Source organism: Ulvibacter sp. MAR_2010_11 (assembly GCF_002813135.1).
Lineage (GTDB): Bacteria > Bacteroidota > Bacteroidia > Flavobacteriales > Flavobacteriaceae > Altibacter.
The window spans coordinates 133,724-151,269 of record NZ_PHTY01000001.1 but is presented as its reverse complement, the minus strand read 5'-3'; the positions used below and the strand labels follow the sequence as shown (position 1 = coordinate 151,269).

Genomic DNA, 17,546 nt, shown 5'->3' with positions numbered 1-17,546 from the left:
GAATTTTTTAAAGCGGCACCAACCTTTTTAAAACCCCATTCCAGCCATTTTTTTATCCGGCTTTTACTCCGAAATTTAGAAGGTTTTCGTTTTCAACTTTTCATTACCTGGATTTTTCAAACGTCGATTTAATTTAAATTAGGAATTTCCAAAAACAAAAAGACCATCAGGATACCTGATGGCCTAATGATGATGCCTATCTATTACGTTACACTAATTCACTTAGATCAAAACTGAAAGTAGATAAACTGCTCACCATTGCTTTGTGCTATAAAAAGCAATACCAACATCACGCCCCAGACTACACCAATTAAGGGTTGTCTTTTTATTGCCTGGGATTCCAAAGTCCTGTTTCGCATCACCCAATGAGAGATAAACATGAGACCAATTACAATAAAGGTTATATAAATATCGAGATACTGTATGACCATGGTACCTCCTGAGTTAAATGAAAACATCGATGCCAGTATCGAAATTGCCGCCTGAAAATCGCTGGCTCTAAAAAAGACCCATGCGATGTTAACACATATAAATGTTAGCAGCGCCAGTGCAATTCCGGTAAATCTGTTGATTTTTATGCTAATATTGTTTTTCAGGATTCGTTCCACTATAAGATAGAAACCGTGCAAGGCACCCCAGGCGACGAATGTCCATGCTGCACCGTGCCATAATCCGCCCAAAAGCATAGTAATCATTAGGAAAACATAGGTTCTTACCAAACCTTTCTGATTACCTCCCATGGGGATGTAAAGGTAGTCCCTTAACCAGGTAGATAACGAAATATGCCATCTTCTCCATAAGTCGGAAAAGCCAATCGAGGCATAAGGGTACAAGAAGTTGTGGGGCAGAAAAAACCCTAACATCATAGCAATCCCGATTGCACTTGTAGAATAGCCGGCAAAGTCGAAGAATATTTGTCCCGAGAACGCCAGCACTCCGCTCCACGCATCAATGCTTGCTAATCCATAAGGGGTTTTGAAAACAGTATCGGCTGTTGGTGCCAATAAGGTATCGGCCAATACCACTTTTTGGAAGAGTCCCAAAGTAAGGAGGAATGCTCCCCAAATAAATTGATCTCTGGTGGCCTTCTTAGGTTTTTTGAACTGGTTTAAAAGTCCCTTTGCTCTCACAATTGGCCCGGCAACTAATTGCGGGAAAAACGTAACATACAAGGCGAAATCCAGGAAGCTTTTTGCCGGTTTTATTTTTTTGTTGTAAATATCAATGGTATAAGACATTGTTTGGAAAGTGTAGAAAGAAATTCCCATCGGCAATAAAATATCGGGTTTTGCCGGATTATAATTAATTCCAAGACTATTTACAAGTAGGCTAAAGTTTTCAAGAAGGAATCCTCCATATTTAAAGAAGGCTAGAAACCCAAGATTAACTACCATACTTAACAGCAACCACATTTTGCGTTTTGAGGCTGAATCCTCCTTATGAAGCCTGTTTCCGGTTGTCCAGTCTACCATAGTAGAAATCCATAGCAGTACTATTAAAGGTGGGTTCCATAATCCGTAGAAGATGTAACTTGTCCCAAGTAGCATTGTTTTTTTGCCTTTCCAGGTTATAGGAGAGTAATAAAGCGCAAGAACTGCGATAAAAAATACGATGAATCCGATCGAATTAAATAACATGATGATGAATATTTTAAATAGTGATTAAAGGAGGTTGTCTTTTTTCAGTTGGTTGACAAAATCTATGGTAAAAGATTTTGCATCGGGAGTTGCAAGGTGTGACCACTCAGGAAGCTCATATTTATTCATAAAAGGGTAATCTTCGAAGTGATAAGCAGGAGCATTCACGGCTTTTACCAGGGCATCCCAATAGGATGCTCTTGGGTAGACAGTCCTTTCGATTTCTCTCACTTTATTTTGCGACGGACATCTCACCAGGATGACCTTTCCGCCCCTTTCTTTGAATTTTGCTAACAATTGTGCCGACTTGTCAATGATGTGTCTTCGGTTGCCCTCTATCATTTCCAAAGTGACGTTCGGATCTTTTGGCGGTTCAAATATAAACGACCAAAAGTCGGTGATTTCGCTCACATAGTTTTCGTCTGTGGTAACTTGAGGCATAAGATTGACATTTCGGTTATCATCAACCTGATAAAGAATAGGGAATGGTGGGGGACCCGGAATTCGTGCCGGAGTGGGAATTCGTTGAATAAGGGATCTTAAATCCAGTTCATTATAAAAATTCTCGTTAGAGGCAGTTAAGAATGAAAAGGCTTTTTGCGGACCATTTTTCGAAATAAAATGATTGAAACTTTCAGCATGGGTTTGATCGTGATAGTGGTTTACCCATTTTTGAATTCTGGCATACGGGAGTACATCCATCGATTGTGGGACCCAGTAAAGAGGAGGTGTTACCCCAATTATTAGTGTTCCGTTAAAGTCGCTGTTCTCTACTACATCTTCGAGCACGGGTAACACGGTTGATCCTGCAGCGGCAATATTTACCGGCTTCTTTCCGCTGACTTTTTCCCATTCATCCAACTGGAAGTTGAACATCACTCTCGAGGAGCCGATAATTACGACGTCATCATTTTTTAGCTTGTCAAGTTTTGCTCTATGGTGAACCCATAAATCCTGGTCGTCATTAGGGGCAACCTGATATTGCATCGTGCGACAATAAATTTCCCATGTAGTTAGGGAAACGATTGCAAAGCCTATTGCAATCAATAAAGTACTTAGCTTCATTTTTGCTATTTCCTGTGTTTTCATATTGTTGATCTTAAAGTGAATTTTAACGGCGCAAAATTGAGGAGAATAGAATGTTTGCGCTTATAATGTACTTTAAGAAAAAACATTAAAGTGCTTTAAGAGAAATTCTTAAGATAGATTAAGATTTTGCAATTTTCTTTCTAATAGTACTTAGAAATTCGGGTGTTACCCCTAAATACGAAGCGATTTGTACGCTCGAAATTCTATGTAAGAGTTCAGGTCTTTTTTGAGCAAAACAAAGATAGCGTTCTTCGGCAGTGGAGCTAACATACTGTAAAATACGTTGCTGTTGGCTGGCTAATGCATTTTGTGTAAGAATTCTGAATATATGGCTGAAAGTAGGGTAGTCTTCAAACAATTGAAGGAGTTCATCGATTGTTGTATATAGAATAATTGAATTTTCGAGAGCTTCTATATATAGTTTACTGGGCTCTCTTTTGAACAGGCTGTATAAATCGGAAATCCACCAATCTTCAGTGGAAAATTGCAGGTTATGTTCTTTCCCGTTTTTGTCCACCATAAACATTCGGAAGCACCCACTTACCACAAAACTATTGTTTACACATATATCTCCTTCTTGTAGCAGATAGTGTCGCTTTCGTATTCTCCGTTCTTTAAAAAGGACCTTAACAGCTGCTTCTTCCTCTTTATTTAGCGGAATATGACGATTGAAATAATCTATAAGTATGCTCGTGCAGTCACTCATACATTAATGATTGTCTTATCCTATCAATTGGTAAGATCAAATATAACAATAGAATGCATACAATTTTCTAATATGTGACGCAAAACCAATCTGAATCCTACGATAATTCGTTGGATTCTTAAAGTGACTACATTTCAGGCATGTTGCCTGGCTGAAAATTAATCTTAATTTTTTGGTTTGGTTTTTTTCGGTTTTTCTCCGGGTAATCCCTTTTCATTAATGGCCATCGCGGTACATACTCCGTCTTGAATATCCATAATAAACTCAATTGTATGAGTTGGCTGCGCTCGCTTATTGGTAGTCCAATCATCCGAACTCTCTAAAGTTCCATCAGCCCATGTCCAAATTATCTTTCCTCTTCCGTTTGGGCAATCATCAACGGGTATAATGCTTACACCATCCACAACAGGGTAAACAGTTGTAAGATCTGCGCATCTTTTTGTAAAACTCATATCCTGCATATTCACTTTTCCTGTGCCTAAGCCTTTATTTGTTGTTGCCACACCATCGGTAGTTGCTCCCGCACTTGAGACTTTATTATAAATTACAGGGGTGCTCTTGTCCATTTCTTTGGTTATTGTCAATGGCTTGTGTTGTCTTTTTCCGCTTGGCAACCCACTGGCGGCATCTCTGGGGCTCACTACTTCAGTGACGGTGTTGTCTGATAAATTTACAGTGAACTCGGACTTAGCCTTGTAATAATCGTATCCTTTTTTCCCGGATGCCTGAGCAACCTTATCCTCTTGTGTTGCTTTTGTATCATATTCAAAAGCAACTGAAAATCCGGTTTCGGTAGGGATTACTCGACACTTTATATTTTTTTGTAAGTCGTATCCCACAGATTTTGCGGCTACTTCTTGAGCTGCCAATTGACATGAGATAGTTGAAATAGCAACGAGAGCTATTGTAATGATGGTAGTTTTCATAATTTCTAAGGTTTAAATTATTTAGTTAACTAGTAATGAGTACTATATGAGCAAAAAGTGTGCCCCATTTTTCATTTATTAATAATTTAAAAATGTATATATAAGTTTAGAATGCCTGGTCATTTTCCATTGCAACTATTGCCTTAGGTGCGAAGATTGGGGGGTCAAGGTTTTTTGAAGATTACACTATTGATGACAATCGCTATGCGAATAAAGGGCAATTGTTTCATGAGGATTTTATTTCACCTGGATACCATTTTTATATTGAAGTACTTCTTCTAACTTTCCATTATCTCCATATAAAAACCATGTGCCATTCCCTTCTTTAAGAGTGCCTTTGTCGCGTGGAGTGCCGTCTTTATGAAATGAAGACACTATTTCCCACCGAAATCCTTGATGGTCCTCAGGGTTATATTTATAAATTGCCGATTCTATCACTTGTCCGTTATCATAATACCAGCTTGCTTTTCCGGCTCTTTTACCTTCAATATATTCTGCTTCATATTCTTTTACACCATTTTTATGGAATGTCATGTGTACCCCATTACCATTTTTTAAAATTTGTGTCCCATCTGAAAGGAATTGATCTAAAAAACCTGTTCGCTTTCCGTTCATCCACGTTTCAACAAGTTTGGGTCCGCCACTTTCATAAAAGAAAATTTGTTGGCCGTGTCTTAGGCCATTCTGCCAATGGGTCATAGAAGTTGTTGTACCATTCTCTCCATATTCGTAAGTGATATCGGTATTCCGAGTTAAATATTTGGTGAATAGCCGATTTAAGGTGTTTTTAAACCAATCCTGGTCATAAGCAATAGGTTTTACCGGAATTTGTATCAAATCTCGTGAGATGGATTTCATAAGCCCTTCCGCTCCCGGTTTGTTATATAATGGAATGTTGTCAAATGCTGAAGCATACACCTTTACTTTCTTGTTCACGTCATTTTTATGATGTGATTCTCCTACATAGTATGCCTTGTAGGTTGCAGCGGCTTTGACATAAAGTGTGGTGGAATGTTTATCGACCTGTTGCAATAAGCGTATAAAGGTGCCATTGTCAAAATGTTTTAGGTTATCTATGTTAAACGTATATTCTTGTACATACATTCCTGAATCGACAACCGAATTCCACGGGTCTGAAGCATTGGCAATCTGAATTGCTGTTGGATGGTTAGAATGTGTGAGTTTAATCGACACCACACGATTATTGAAGGTGACACTGCAAACCTTTTGCTGATTTGAAGAGGTGTTTGTTCCTTCAACCATAAAGGTTCCATAATCATATAAAAGCCCTTTTATTTGAACTTCAAGCTCATTGGTGGTTTGAGAAAATCCTAAAGAACTTATTAAAACTATAAAAATTACGATTTGCTTCATTTTACTATTTTTTCAATATCTTAAAAGTAGTATTTTTTGTATAAATCCGGTTTTTGTATATAGTTTAAAACTACTACAAGCCAAAACTTGATCAATTTTATTTTAGAATATTGATAAGCCGGATCTTGTAGTAAACTCTTCAAGAAACCGCATTCCTTTATATGAATTTCCTTTTTCATTCAACTTAGGGCTCCAAACCGCAATTGAATATTGATTGGGATGTACGGCTACAATTCCTCCACCCACGCCGCTCTTTCCGGGAACTCCCACTTTAAAAGCGAAATCCCCCGATTCGTCGTAAAAGCCGCAGGTTAGCATTAGGGCATTTATTCTTTTAGTTTGACTTTTGGTTAAAATCTGATTGTTGTCAACTATATTTTTTCCGTCGTTAGCTAAGAATAGAAACAAGGCCGAAAGTTCTTTGCAATTCATCTCAAGAGAGCAAAGGTCAAAATAGAAATCTAAAACCTCTGAAGGATCATTTTCTATATTTCCAAAGGACTTTATAAAATTACATAAGGCAGTGTTTCGAAATCCTACGGTTTTTTCTGATGCGGCTATTTTTCTCGAATAATTTAATTCTGAATTGCTAGAAAGACTTCTAACAAAAGCTAAGAAATCTTCCTTTGGGTTTTCCAAATTACTAATAAGAATATCCGAAATGACGATGGCTCCGGCATTTATAAATGGGTTTCTGGGGATCCCATTATCGGTTTCGAGCTGGACAAGTGAATTAAAGGAGGTTCCCGAAGGTTCAACCCCAACTCTTTCCCACAAGTTTTCACCCACAATGCGATAGGCCAGACACAATGAAAGTACTTTCGCTATACTCTGAATAGAGAATTTATCGTAACAATTCCCAATGCCAAAATCAACGCGGTCAAGTGTCGAAATATGTATTCCAAAATTTTCCGGATTAACATTGGCTAATTCAGGAATATAAGATGCCAATTGCCCATTATCTTCGATCGGTTTAATTTTCAGGTAAATCTCTTGAATTATTTCTTTAAAATTCACTTAGTTGGGTTTAGGTTTATACTCTGCGAGCTTATCAAAATCCGTTTTTCCAAAACAGCTAGGTTCGCGTTTGCCTCGGTTTTAATTGTGATTGTAGTCGACGATAATAAGGCGGTTATTTCTTTTTTCAGAAAGTTAAGATACTACTTTTATGCAGTACGCATACATAAATAGATGCATAGGTACCCTATTTAGGATACAGGGTTTTTGTGTGCCTTGTACAAACAATCGGTCACTTTGGCAAAATCCTCCTGATCATCTGCAAGAACCATCAAAACATCATTGGGCTGCAACTGAGTGGAGCCCCCCGGCCGAATAAATTCGTCGTTTCTTCGAATCATCACAATAAAGGCAGATTTTGGAAAATTCAAATCAACAATTCTTTTGTTTACCGCGTAAAACTGTGGTAGTATTTCAAATTCCTGCATGGATGATTTTGGAAGTTCTAAAAATAATTTATCCATTTCGGATATCTTTTTAGATTTTTCGGGTAAGGCAACTTTCAACCATTTTGCGACCAATGATAAAGTTGTTCCTTGAATGAGAACCGAGGTGACAGATATGAAAAACACAATATTGAAGATCATATTGGCCTTGTCGATCCCGGCCAATAGGGGATAGGTTGCAAATACAATTGGTACTGCACCCCGCAAACCAACCCATGAAATGTAAAATCTTCTTTTTAGCTTCATTTTGAAAAACATCAAGCTGAGTAGAACACTTACCGGTCTGGCAATAAGTATTAAAAATAACGAGATGATTATTCCAATTCCGAAATAGGGAATTATTTGCGAAGGAAAAACAAGTAAGCCCAACGTAAGGAAAAGTACGATCTGCATCAACCAGGCCAAGCCGTCGTACATTTTTAAAATGGTTTTCTTATGAATCAATTCTTGATTTCCCAAATACACAGCACAGATGTAGATAGCGAGAAATCCATTACCTCCCACAAAATCGGTAGCGGAAAAAGTAATGAACATAAGGGCAATGACCAACACCGGATAGAGCCCTTCAAAATCAAGTTTTATTTTATTGATTATAAATTTGCTTAGTTTACCAAAGGCAATACCAAAGATTGCACCAAGAAACATTTGTTGTAAAAACAAAGGAACGATCGATGCCAAACTTTGATCCTGATTGATAACCAGGGTTAAAAACGCAATGGTTAGCACATACGCCATGGGGTCGTTACTTCCGCTTTCTAGTTCTAATGTGGGCCGTAGATTGGTTTTAAGGGCCAGACTTTTTGAGCGTAAAATTGAAAATACGGCTGCCGCATCTGTAGAGGAAACAATGGAACCCAGCAGCATACTTTCATAAATGGTAAAGTCGGTTATAAAATACACAAAGGTTCCAAGAGACAGTGCGGTTAATAAAACTCCCAGGGTCGATAGTACAAGCCCTTCTCGTAAAATTGGTTTTATTGACCTCCAATTGGTGTCAAGCCCCCCTGAAAACAGAATAAAGTTAAGAGAAACAATACCTATGAATTGCGCAATTTTCGGATTGTCGAAATTTATACCCCCAATCCCATCAGACCCTGCTAACATTCCAATCGCCAAGAAGAGTAATAAGGTGGGTACGCCAAATTTATAGGAAGTCTTACCCACGATAATACTTACAAAAAGCAATAAGGACCCAACTAATACTATATTTTCAATGGTTAAGTTCATCGTGTATTTTATCCGTATTCCGTGTGCAAAGTTACACTTTATCGTTAGAAAAGCCGGGTAATGCTTTTATCGTTTCGGGGCTCCACGAAACCGTAAAATTGTTAGGTTTTTGAGGCCGATTTTGAAACTCGGTTGTCACCTGCCATTCCAAAGTCTATATTCAAAATAAACTGAAGTAACTCTCTTCACTCGGCTTTAGATTGAACCCGATCCCCAAAGGCGTTTGTCCTATCTGTTTCATTTGCGTAATTCCTAAGCGCCAGTTCTAAATCTTTTGTTTCCCAATCTTTTATGGGTTGATCAATATAGCTACGTCTTCTGAAGCACTATGCGGCGTCTCAGGATGTTTCTCGTTGCAGCACAAAAGTAATGCTGCCGTATAGCTGATTAATGCTATTTTATACATACCGGTTGAATTTAAATTTATTTGTCCATACGCCCCATTATAGTTGATACGGCCATCTTAATTACAATTGGGACAGCACAGATCATGGGTTAATCGTACTTAGTGTATTTTGTGAGATTTAGTATTGTAACGATATAATCAGTAATGCTATAGCGTCCTAAATGACCCAAGAATTATTTATCTGAAATGGAAATTTCCTTCAATGTAGATTGAAAATGCGTGATTTTCCATTTTCCATCAGATTTCCTCCAAATTTTCGTGACGTATTCCAGTATTTTAATTTGACTATCTTTTTGATACTCTAGGGTACGAATGGTGTAACCCGTTTCATTTGTAAGGGGATAAATATCCAAATTGTCGATAGTAGCTTTTTTGAAAGGTCTTGGAATAGAATTACAAAACTTCTGTATTACAGCTTTAGAGGGCACTTTATTGCCATTTGCAATGAATGTGATGTCCGATTCCATAGAGTCTACTACTTCTTGGCAATCACCATTCTTAAACGCGAGTTGCTCTTTGTTGGTAGCTTCCTGGAGCTCAGATTTTATCGATTCCATATCTGAAGTTTGGCCATACATGCGTTCCGTAGTATTGAGAAAGAGTATTATTCCGACTATGATAATTTTAAAAGTTTTCATATCTTCTACTTTTAGATTGGACATTGGTTGTCGTATGTACCTGAGTACTATATCTCACTAATTTGAGAACGTGTTAGAACCTAAATTAATCATTTTTTTAAGAACTCATACCGGAATGGTTTTTCACATACTACAAATAAGTGAGTCAGGGGCTGTCGTTGGTGCCGAAGCTTCAGGTGGTATTACAGCATGAATGTCTATCTTAATTTAAGATATTCGTCTTATTGTACAAGGGGTTTGAATCCACCATAGACCATTCTCCGGGCGTCGAAGATCAATTTTTCAGGATTGATTAAAGGTGTGACTAATTCGGTCATTCTTGGATCTGTGGGGACTTTTTTGTTGGCTGCATCCCGGATCTCCTTAGAAGGAAAAACAACCCATCCAAAAACTATTGCCTCATCTTCTTTTGCATCAATAGTTTCTATAAAGGATCTCGTGCCTTCCAAAGATAAATCATCACCTATGTATTCGAAGTAGGCAATAGCGCCGTACTCTTTCCAAATTTCGGACACTTGTTCAGCGACCCTTTTGTATTTGTTCAAATATATTCGAGGAATTGGAAGCACGAAGCCATCTATGTAGTTTGTCATAGTGTTATCTTTTGGAAATTAATATTAGGAAAGCTAAAAAACATGTCGATATGTTCATCGATTGCATCGCCAAATGTGTATAATAAAATTCCGTTTGGACTGAGTAAATTGCAGAGTTTTTTCAAAACAGAGGCATGGGATTTAACAGGTAAGTGAAAAATACTATCCCATGCAACAACTAGATCAAATGTATCAGTCGTCTCCCATTTAGTAATATCAGCGAGCATAAAATTCACTTCATGATGTTTATTTCTAGCCAATTCGAGCATGTTATGTGAAATGTCTATTGCCGTTAGATTAAAACCGGAATCTAATATTTTGTTTATTATTCTGCCGCCACTGCCACAGCCAACATCCAGTGCCTTGGCTTTGGAAGTGCAAAATTGAATGGCTCTTTCGACCATCGAAAGGCCATAAGTAGAATTGAGCATTTCGTCATTCCATTTACCGGCAATTTTGTCGTAGCTCTTCGATAATTCGGTATTGTTCATTTGATTTTGGTCTGTTTTTCAGATGTAGAAATAGTAGATCTACAAAAGAGTCACGCGCAACAACAAAAATTGCCGGGATTCTCAAATATGTTTAGTCTCGGTATCTCTAAAATGTTCTACTTTTTAGATATAATTTTCTTAATCAACGAAAATAATAAAGGAATCAATGTAATTATTATAAGACAAAGAAAGATAAGTCCGTAGTTGTTTTTTACCCATTCAATCTCTCCAACAAAAAAGCCAAGCAACAAGAATAAGGATATCCACGAAACGGCCCCAATAATCGTTTTCTCAATGAATAAACTCTTCTCCACTTTGACAATTCCCGCAAAAAATGGAATATATGTTCTGATAATGGGAAAAAAACGACCAAATACTATTGCGTTTCCACCGTGTTTGTCATAGAATACTTGTGTACGAGGTAAATTATTTATTATATATTTTTTTATAATAAAATTATCACTTTGTCTGATCCTATTTCCAAGCACCTTTCCAACTGAATAGTTTAAAACATTCCCTAGAACTGCCGCAATTATAAGGACTACAAGTAAAATCCAAACATTTAATTCGGTAGAAGCTGCAACTACCCCTGCTGAAAATAGTAAACCATCTCCGGGCAAAAAAGGAAAAATTATTAAGCCCGTTTCCAGCAGGATAATCATAAAAAGAAAAATATAAGCGAATAAAACATTTTGTGCTACTATACCTAATAGAGCATCATCGGTGTGCAATATTATTTCAATCCATCCATCCATTATTTTCGAATTATTTAATTATTATGCGGGTCATTTTCTAAGCTGTTCCCAATGCTCACAACTAAGGTCCTACGACTTCGCTCAGCACAGGTTGGCACTCCTCCCACCCAAATTTCCGCCTAATAATATTCCGACAGGAAATAACTAATCTGTTTTGATTTATTGATTAGAAAGTTAAGATAAAGTTTTAAACTAAAAACATAATTAAAATTGCCCTCAGCATAGGGTATGTAAGTGTAGGGTTTTTATTCCTTTTTCAGGTATTTTTTACCGTTTTTGTATACCGAGATAACGGTTCGGATGTTTTTAATATCCTCTAAAGGGTTTTGGGAGAGTATGACTAAGTTGGCTTTTTTATTAATTGAAATTGAGCCGTGAGTGTCTTCGATTCCTATTGCTCTAGCATTGTTTAGAGTTGCAGCTTTTAAAGCATCCAAATTTGAAAGGCCGCATTCAGTCAAAAAGATGATTTCATCTTGAACCCATTTTATGGTTGTATTGAAATCTGTTCCAGCCGCAATAGTAACTCCATTTTGGTAGGCTGCTTTGGTAATTCGTTTCGCCCAGTCATCCATAGCAAGAGGGTCTATTGTTTTGGCAGCAGCTTTTAAATGTGCCGTTGGGTTCACTTGTTCTACTACAGCATTTTTTTGTTCTTGAGCACGAATAATGGGCTTCCAAGAAGACAATGTGGGTTCAAAAATGGTCTCATTCAGCTTCATCGTTTTAAATAATGACAAAAACTCCGGAGCTGTCGCGTCTGTATTCTTGAAATCTTGAAGTTTTATATGATTTTTTATGGCATCGTTAAAAGAAATTGGCAGATTGGATTGTGTTTCGAAAATCATTCCAACCCCATGTGATAAAACATCCACGCCTGCGGTTACCGCATCGCTCGGCTTACTCGGGAATACACTGGAATGACTCCACATTTGTAAGCCTTGGGTATGGGCTTCATTACTAATTTTGTTTAATAATGGCGGTGTGATATTGGAATACACTTTTATTCCGGTTGCCCCCACCTCTTTCACTTCAGACACTACTTGTTGGAGGTTTGTTTCCTCAGTGATCATTCTCATCCATGGTGCTTCTCCCGGTTGATATCCGGAAGCTGCAAATTTGGTTCGTGGATCTTCCAGAAAGGTCGGTCCAAAAAAGTTCGCCGAGTAGTAGATATCCGGTCCATCCAAAGTTCCATTTTCGATCTCCTTCATCAGCGATTGGTACATTCGCGCATCGCCTCCCATATCACGAACCGTTGTAATGCCTGAATAAAGTAGTGCTGTTAAAATTTCGATGCGGTTTTTGGGTCTAAAAAGATGTACGTGAGAATCTATGAGTCCTGGAATTACATAGTTTCCCTTAAGATCAATAATTTGTCCTATATTTTTTAAGCTTGTTGAATCACTTGGTTGAATCGATTTAATTTTTTCACCCTCAATAATGATGGTCATTTCTTCCATCTGTAGGGAATTTTCAACATCAATTATTGTGACATTTGTCAGCGCAATTCCATTATTTGAATTTGTCTGAGAAAGTGTTCTATTACCTATAGTTAATAGTGCTAGAATGAATATAATATTCTTTATATTTTTCATATCGAATAAATAGTAGTGACCCTATCAAATGTATGTCAGTCTCTGCCGCTTAAACGGCTGGACTTCGCAATAATGTGAGATTCTAAGATAGTGATTTTGTGTGACAAACATGTATTTAGCTCGAATTCAGCCCTTCTGTTGCAGCCGATGTTGTAGTAACTAATTTACTTCAGGATGTTATTAACCTTTCGAGTTTAGAAGAGGTTTAAATCCCCCTTAGACTGTTATAACCGGGTCAAAACTAGTTTTTAAAGTTTGATTAAAGTCGCTTAGATTGATATTTCAGGGAACAAGTTATAAGTTGTTCGTTCGATCTTTTTTGTTCTTAAAAAAGTTCGCAGTGTAGATATAAGTGATATTGTGAGCTGTATTATGTTATGAATTAATTTTCTTTTTCACCCTCAATTGTGGTTTACAGAACACAGCATACTCAAATTAAACCGGCAATTCTCCCACATACTCAACGCCATATTTCCGGCATGCATTGGCAATGGTAGTATCGTCTATTGGAGCTTCAAACAAAGGCAAGCTAATCGCACGATAAAATTCCACGTGCAGCGGCGTTGTGAGGATGAGGTAACGTACGGTCTCAGACTCGATACGGAAACCGTGTATCGTGCCTCCCGGAATGTGTACAAAGGAACCCTTGGTAGCTCGAACGCCGGGATTATCGTTCAAAAAAAATGATATTTCGCCTTCGAGGATATAGAAAGACTCTACATCGTTGTCGTGTTTATGAAGCGGCACGCTCACACCCCGCATTGACTGTTCTTCAACAAGACCAAATGCTCCTCCGGTAAGTGCTCCTGTGGCTAAGAAGTGGGTTGATGTCTTCCCCATCCAACGCAACTCACTCTCATTATGCGTGTAAATGTATGCCTCGGTTGCCATACTCATAACCCTTGTAGTTTAAACTAAATTTGCAAAAATTCCCGGATCCACCCGGGAGGATTTATTGTTGTATTTTACCTACTTAAATTTACGAAATTTTTAATACGACTCATAAATTCAATGTTAGAATTTGTAATGATTCCTGTTTTTTAAGTTTCCATATTATTTGCGATGACTACCCTTCGATCCTTTTTGTTGAAAGAGGAGGGGAGACATTGTTTACCAATCCTTATCTAAAAATTCAATATCACCTTTATCCCCGGCTTTCTCAAAAGCGGTAAATGCTCGTTTTCATTCTATTTAGTCATTTCAATATATGACAATGCCGGCAGTTTGGTTAAAAAGAAAATTCAGCTTTATTTTTTTTAATTCGTAAGCTCATAGAGCCATAGTTAAAACTCTTATTGCCGGCATCTTCAGAAAGTTGTAAGCTTAACTTTTTTACTTTCGTAATGTCCAGATTATTGTTTATAACGTAAGAAATAGTAGGCTCAGCATTCTTAAAAAAGCTCTTATCTATTTTTCGATATCCCATAAGTTCCAAAACCGGTGTCAGATCATTTAATTCCTTCTGTGTGATTTCCAGATCAATCGAAATAATGTTTTTATATAGTTTACTGTTATTTGCCGAATCCTTTGATAGAAATTGCTTCATGCCAACTTCTACCGAATCACCCAAACCCCAGTTTCGATAGCTTTCCACCGAGTAGGAGCTCAACATGGGAATAAGGTTGTTATGCTGCTTTTTACTGAGGTAGTCATGGTGATTGTAAACGACTTCAGTTAATGTAAAATCCGGACCCGTAACATCATATCGAACGAGGGAATCGTTTGAAACCCTTTGCCATTGCTCTTCCAATAATTTTCCTTGTCCGGGTCTTCTGCTTTGAAAAATAAGATAAGCGGTTCCCCGCTGAGAAGCAAAATAACCCCTATTGGGATTGAAATGAATGAAATCGGTTTCACCTTGCAGGTAGTAGCTTAACACCAGTGGAGAAGCCAACATGGTATCGTAGGTGCTGGGGGCTAAGATATTTGAGATATAGTCGTTCGCGACCAGTTTTTCAAAGGAAGTTGAATCCAGGATAATTTCAATGTGGCTAAAATCGGATTTTATACTGTGTCTACAACTGGTATAACCAGTGATTAAAATAGTATAGATGATTGTCAACTTTAGTATTTTCTGCAGACGTACTGATTTCATAGCAAACGTGTTCTTTAATACTTAGTTACGCGGTTTTACGCCTAATTTAATAAACAATCTCGAACCAATGAGAATTCCTTCGAAATTTCTAAATAGGTATCAGCCAAGACAATTAATAAAACACGATGTTGGCAAATGGTTTTTATACTGAATAGGCGCCTGAAGAATACGTCAGTTCATAACTATGAGTGTAGATTTCAAAAACAATTCCAAAGGGATCTTCCACATAAACCATTTTATATGGTTTTTCATTTGGATAATATTCTCGTATTGGCATTCTCTGTTTGCCCCCTGCTTCCACAATTCTTTTGGTCAAATTTTCAATATCCGGGTCTTGAACACAAAAGTGAAAGAGTCCGGTATTAAATGGATTGAATTCAGGGGCTTTTTTTACTCCGTGTGGGAAAGAAAATAATTCTATACCAATACCGTCTGAAGTGGACATATGGGCGATTTCGAATTCTTCCCAATTCGTTCCAAAAACATCAATACACATTTGTCCAATAGCGGTATCATGTTCTTTTTTTATGATAGACGGAGGCATTATTACATACCATCCCATAATATCCTGATAGAATTTTACTGCTTGATTTATTTCCGGAACAGTTATTCCAATGTGTGAAAAAGATTTAGGATATTTAATTTCATTCATATGATGTCTTTGTAATTTGTATACAGCGTTTATGTATAAGAATAGTACGGCATTAATTGCCGGTATTTTCAGCAGGAAAATCTTAAGTTAGCGAATCGAGACTACTCATTATGTAAGCACTAAACTACTTATAATTTTTCAACCTTGTTAAACTTAGTTTTTGCTTCTGTATTTTATTAAGGTTCGTCTTTCACACAATACCTCAAGTAAATTAATACTAAAATCGAAAGTATCACTAAACCACTAACAAAGTTTAAAAGTGAAAATTAAAATTATCATTAATATTCTAGTCATATTTGAATATCCTGCATCTTCTAAGCAGAACATAAGGGCGTTGTATACCCCTTATCGGATTATATACTTTTATGTGTAACGTATTTGAATGTATAAAATCCTTCCGGTGCTGTAATTGGTCTATTTTGAGTTGCACCAGAACCTGATTGTGCTTCTATGTAGTATTCGATCTCTATCTCTTTTTCCTTGGCTGGAAATTCCGCAAACCAATGATTCGGGTTAGTATCCATTGTCATTTTCTGTTTTACCCACGATTCCTCACCTTTCACCCTCCATTTCAGGAATACTTCCTCAACAGTTAAATTGGCATTATTATAATCTATAATCGTGGCATTAAGCACAGCACTTTGGTTAATGTTAACTTCAGGCAAGACTTTTTTAACAGAAATAAAAACCATATTCTCATCCCATATTGATTTTATTCTGCAGTGTATGGCATCTTCGTATAACCATCCCGTTTCTACTCCTAACTCTTCAAAACCCTCAAAATGATACTTAGTTTTAACCGGTTGATCTTTAAGCACATATTCATATCCTTTAATTGAATACCCGGGCATTACAGATCTCCACGTTTCCAAAGCTAAAGAATCTTCCTCAATACCAAAGAGCGGTACGTAAACATTTTTATTTAGTATTAGAGAGTTGGTGTAAGCAGTAAGATAAGCTGCTTCATCATCAGTATAATAAGGAGCTACTTTAATTCTTTTAATTGTGTAAGGACGATTATAGATAGTTTTCAGATGTGATAATTCATTTTGAACAATATTCTCGTAAATACTATATAATTCATGGTTTTTTGGTGGTTCAGCAACTAAAATAGTTTCTTCGTCAATCAATTTCAGCAAACAATCAATATGTTGAATACCAATTTTGTCAAAATTTGAAATAATGTTATAGTTTGACAGTCCTAATAGTGAGTCGTTCAATTGAAAAAATTCTTTATCGCTTATTCCGTTGAATCTGTTTTCTGTTAAAAGGACACAAGTAGAAAATGCCGTACCCATACCATCGGTGATTACATTTCCCCCTGTATTTGTAAATGGTAATTCCAAAACATCAAAACCAAGTTTATTCCCAAGGTAAACAATAGCAGTATCTACGATGGTACTTCTGTATATTTGGCCATTGTCTTTCTTTTGAAATTCTAGAGAATCATTGCATTTTAGGTCTGTTCCAGGACAGGCGTATTTATACTGTCCATCCGTAATTTTAAATGCTCCCGTTCCCGTAAAAACTGCACTTGGTCCCCAATCTCTTGGCTGAAGTTCCTCCTCAGTCTTTAGATGCAAGAAATTCACATTTTGTAAATTTATTCCCCACTTTACAAGCCATTTTTCCGCATGTGCCTGTCCTGCCTGTCCATCCACAATTGGAAAAATACGGGTGTCATTTGACAATTCAATAATTAGTTCTTTAGGAATAACTGGAGGCCAAACAAAATACACACCTTGGGCCGGTTCCCATTCGGCTACTTGTCTATTTTTTGCAATTTGGTAGTAATTATTACTTTGGTATTGTCTATTGAAACTTTCTTTTTTACATGAACCCAAGAGAATAATTAATACTAAAAAAATCCCACTTCTTTTCATTGTTATTGTTTTA

Annotated in this window: 16 protein-coding genes; all 16 read right to left on the bottom strand. The window is 37.1% G+C overall.

Features of this window, described 5'->3' with window-relative positions:
* Positions 1 to 227: 227 nt before the first annotated feature.
* Positions 228 to 1,547, bottom strand: coding sequence for an MBOAT family protein (locus ATE92_RS00705; RefSeq protein WP_232729085.1), 1,320 nt, complete (start codon positions 1,545 to 1,547; stop codon positions 228 to 230).
* A 114-nt stretch (positions 1,548 to 1,661) separates the two neighbouring features.
* Positions 1,662 to 2,726 (bottom strand): hypothetical protein, encoded by a 1,065-nt coding sequence (locus tag ATE92_RS00700; RefSeq protein WP_100801874.1) that lies wholly within the window; start codon positions 2,724 to 2,726, stop codon positions 1,662 to 1,664.
* Positions 2,727 to 2,844: 118 nt separating this feature from the next.
* The gene (locus ATE92_RS00695; RefSeq protein ID WP_100801873.1) at positions 2,845 to 3,432 is read right to left on the bottom strand and encodes a Crp/Fnr family transcriptional regulator; all 588 of its coding nucleotides are present in this window, start codon (positions 3,430 to 3,432) and stop codon (positions 2,845 to 2,847) included.
* Between the two features lie 164 nt (positions 3,433 to 3,596).
* Complete coding sequence (locus tag ATE92_RS00690; RefSeq protein WP_100801872.1) at positions 3,597 to 4,358, bottom strand: type VI secretion system tube protein Hcp; 762 nt, start codon at positions 4,356 to 4,358, stop codon at positions 3,597 to 3,599.
* Between the two features lie 237 nt (positions 4,359 to 4,595).
* On the bottom strand, positions 4,596 to 5,732 hold the full coding sequence (locus ATE92_RS00685) for a toxin-antitoxin system YwqK family antitoxin (protein WP_100801871.1): 1,137 nt from the start codon (positions 5,730 to 5,732) through the stop codon (positions 4,596 to 4,598).
* A 102-nt stretch (positions 5,733 to 5,834) separates the two neighbouring features.
* Positions 5,835 to 6,749, bottom strand: coding sequence for a glutaminase (locus ATE92_RS00680; RefSeq protein WP_100801870.1), 915 nt, complete (start codon positions 6,747 to 6,749; stop codon positions 5,835 to 5,837).
* 191 nt (positions 6,750 to 6,940) lie between these two features.
* Complete coding sequence (locus ATE92_RS00675) at positions 6,941 to 8,422, bottom strand: potassium/proton antiporter (protein WP_100801869.1); 1,482 nt, start codon at positions 8,420 to 8,422, stop codon at positions 6,941 to 6,943.
* Between the two features lie 579 nt (positions 8,423 to 9,001).
* Positions 9,002 to 9,385 (bottom strand): DUF4440 domain-containing protein, encoded by a 384-nt coding sequence (locus tag ATE92_RS00670; protein WP_157809515.1) that lies wholly within the window; start codon positions 9,383 to 9,385, stop codon positions 9,002 to 9,004.
* A gap of 302 nt (positions 9,386 to 9,687) precedes the next feature.
* Positions 9,688 to 10,059, bottom strand: coding sequence for a DUF1428 domain-containing protein (locus ATE92_RS00665; RefSeq protein WP_100801867.1), 372 nt, complete (start codon positions 10,057 to 10,059; stop codon positions 9,688 to 9,690).
* Positions 10,056 to 10,550 carry a trans-aconitate 2-methyltransferase gene (locus ATE92_RS00660; protein ID WP_100801866.1) on the bottom strand — a complete coding sequence of 165 codons (495 nt, stop codon included), beginning with the start codon at positions 10,548 to 10,550 and terminating at the stop codon, positions 10,056 to 10,058. The genes ATE92_RS00665 and ATE92_RS00660 overlap by 4 nt, the downstream gene beginning before the upstream one ends.
* Positions 10,551 to 10,666: 116 nt before the next feature.
* Entirely contained in the window at positions 10,667 to 11,305 is a 639-nt protein-coding gene (locus ATE92_RS00655) for a VTT domain-containing protein (RefSeq protein ID WP_100801865.1), read from the bottom strand.
* 245 nt (positions 11,306 to 11,550) lie between these two features.
* Positions 11,551 to 12,903 (bottom strand): amidohydrolase family protein, encoded by a 1,353-nt coding sequence (locus tag ATE92_RS00650; protein ID WP_100801864.1) that lies wholly within the window; start codon positions 12,901 to 12,903, stop codon positions 11,551 to 11,553.
* Between the two features lie 435 nt (positions 12,904 to 13,338).
* Complete coding sequence (locus ATE92_RS00645) at positions 13,339 to 13,800, bottom strand: cupin domain-containing protein (RefSeq protein ID WP_100801863.1); 462 nt, start codon at positions 13,798 to 13,800, stop codon at positions 13,339 to 13,341.
* Positions 13,801 to 14,131: 331 nt separating this feature from the next.
* Positions 14,132 to 14,998 carry a DUF5829 family protein gene (locus ATE92_RS00640; protein ID WP_100801862.1) on the bottom strand — a complete coding sequence of 289 codons (867 nt, stop codon included), beginning with the start codon at positions 14,996 to 14,998 and terminating at the stop codon, positions 14,132 to 14,134.
* Positions 14,999 to 15,140: 142 nt separating this feature from the next.
* Positions 15,141 to 15,650: a lactoylglutathione lyase family protein gene (locus tag ATE92_RS00635; RefSeq protein WP_100801861.1), complete on the bottom strand. Its 510-nt coding sequence runs from the start codon at positions 15,648 to 15,650 to the stop codon at positions 15,141 to 15,143.
* A gap of 353 nt (positions 15,651 to 16,003) precedes the next feature.
* Complete coding sequence (locus ATE92_RS00625) at positions 16,004 to 17,533, bottom strand: agmatine deiminase family protein (protein ID WP_100801860.1); 1,530 nt, start codon at positions 17,531 to 17,533, stop codon at positions 16,004 to 16,006.
* Positions 17,534 to 17,546 lie beyond the last annotated feature (13 nt).

Excerpts from the sequence above, each read along its gene's own strand:
- ATE92_RS00705 (WP_232729085.1), bottom strand. The coding sequence starts at position 1,547 with ATGCTACTTGGGACAAGTTACATCTTCTACGGATTATGGAACCCACCT.
- ATE92_RS00700 (WP_100801874.1), bottom strand. The coding sequence starts at position 2,726 with ATGAAAACACAGGAAATAGCAAAAATGAAGCTAAGTACTTTATTGATT.
- ATE92_RS00695 (WP_100801873.1), bottom strand. The coding sequence starts at position 3,432 with ATGAGTGACTGCACGAGCATACTTATAGATTATTTCAATCGTCATATT.
- ATE92_RS00690 (WP_100801872.1), bottom strand. The coding sequence starts at position 4,358 with ATGAAAACTACCATCATTACAATAGCTCTCGTTGCTATTTCAACTATC.
- ATE92_RS00685 (WP_100801871.1), bottom strand. The coding sequence starts at position 5,732 with ATGAAGCAAATCGTAATTTTTATAGTTTTAATAAGTTCTTTAGGATTT.
- ATE92_RS00675 (WP_100801869.1), bottom strand. The coding sequence starts at position 8,422 with ATGAACTTAACCATTGAAAATATAGTATTAGTTGGGTCCTTATTGCTT.
- ATE92_RS00670 (WP_157809515.1), bottom strand. The coding sequence starts at position 9,385 with ATGGAATCGATAAAATCTGAGCTCCAGGAAGCTACCAACAAAGAGCAA.
- ATE92_RS00665 (WP_100801867.1), bottom strand. The coding sequence starts at position 10,059 with ATGACAAACTACATAGATGGCTTCGTGCTTCCAATTCCTCGAATATAT.
- ATE92_RS00660 (WP_100801866.1), bottom strand. The coding sequence starts at position 10,550 with ATGAACAATACCGAATTATCGAAGAGCTACGACAAAATTGCCGGTAAA.
- ATE92_RS00655 (WP_100801865.1), bottom strand. The coding sequence starts at position 11,305 with ATGGATGGATGGATTGAAATAATATTGCACACCGATGATGCTCTATTA.
- ATE92_RS00650 (WP_100801864.1), bottom strand. The coding sequence starts at position 12,903 with ATGAAAAATATAAAGAATATTATATTCATTCTAGCACTATTAACTATA.
- ATE92_RS00645 (WP_100801863.1), bottom strand. The coding sequence starts at position 13,800 with ATGAGTATGGCAACCGAGGCATACATTTACACGCATAATGAGAGTGAG.
- ATE92_RS00640 (WP_100801862.1), bottom strand. The coding sequence starts at position 14,998 with ATGAAATCAGTACGTCTGCAGAAAATACTAAAGTTGACAATCATCTAT.
- ATE92_RS00635 (WP_100801861.1), bottom strand. The coding sequence starts at position 15,650 with ATGAATGAAATTAAATATCCTAAATCTTTTTCACACATTGGAATAACT.
- ATE92_RS00625 (WP_100801860.1), bottom strand. The coding sequence starts at position 17,533 with ATGAAAAGAAGTGGGATTTTTTTAGTATTAATTATTCTCTTGGGTTCA.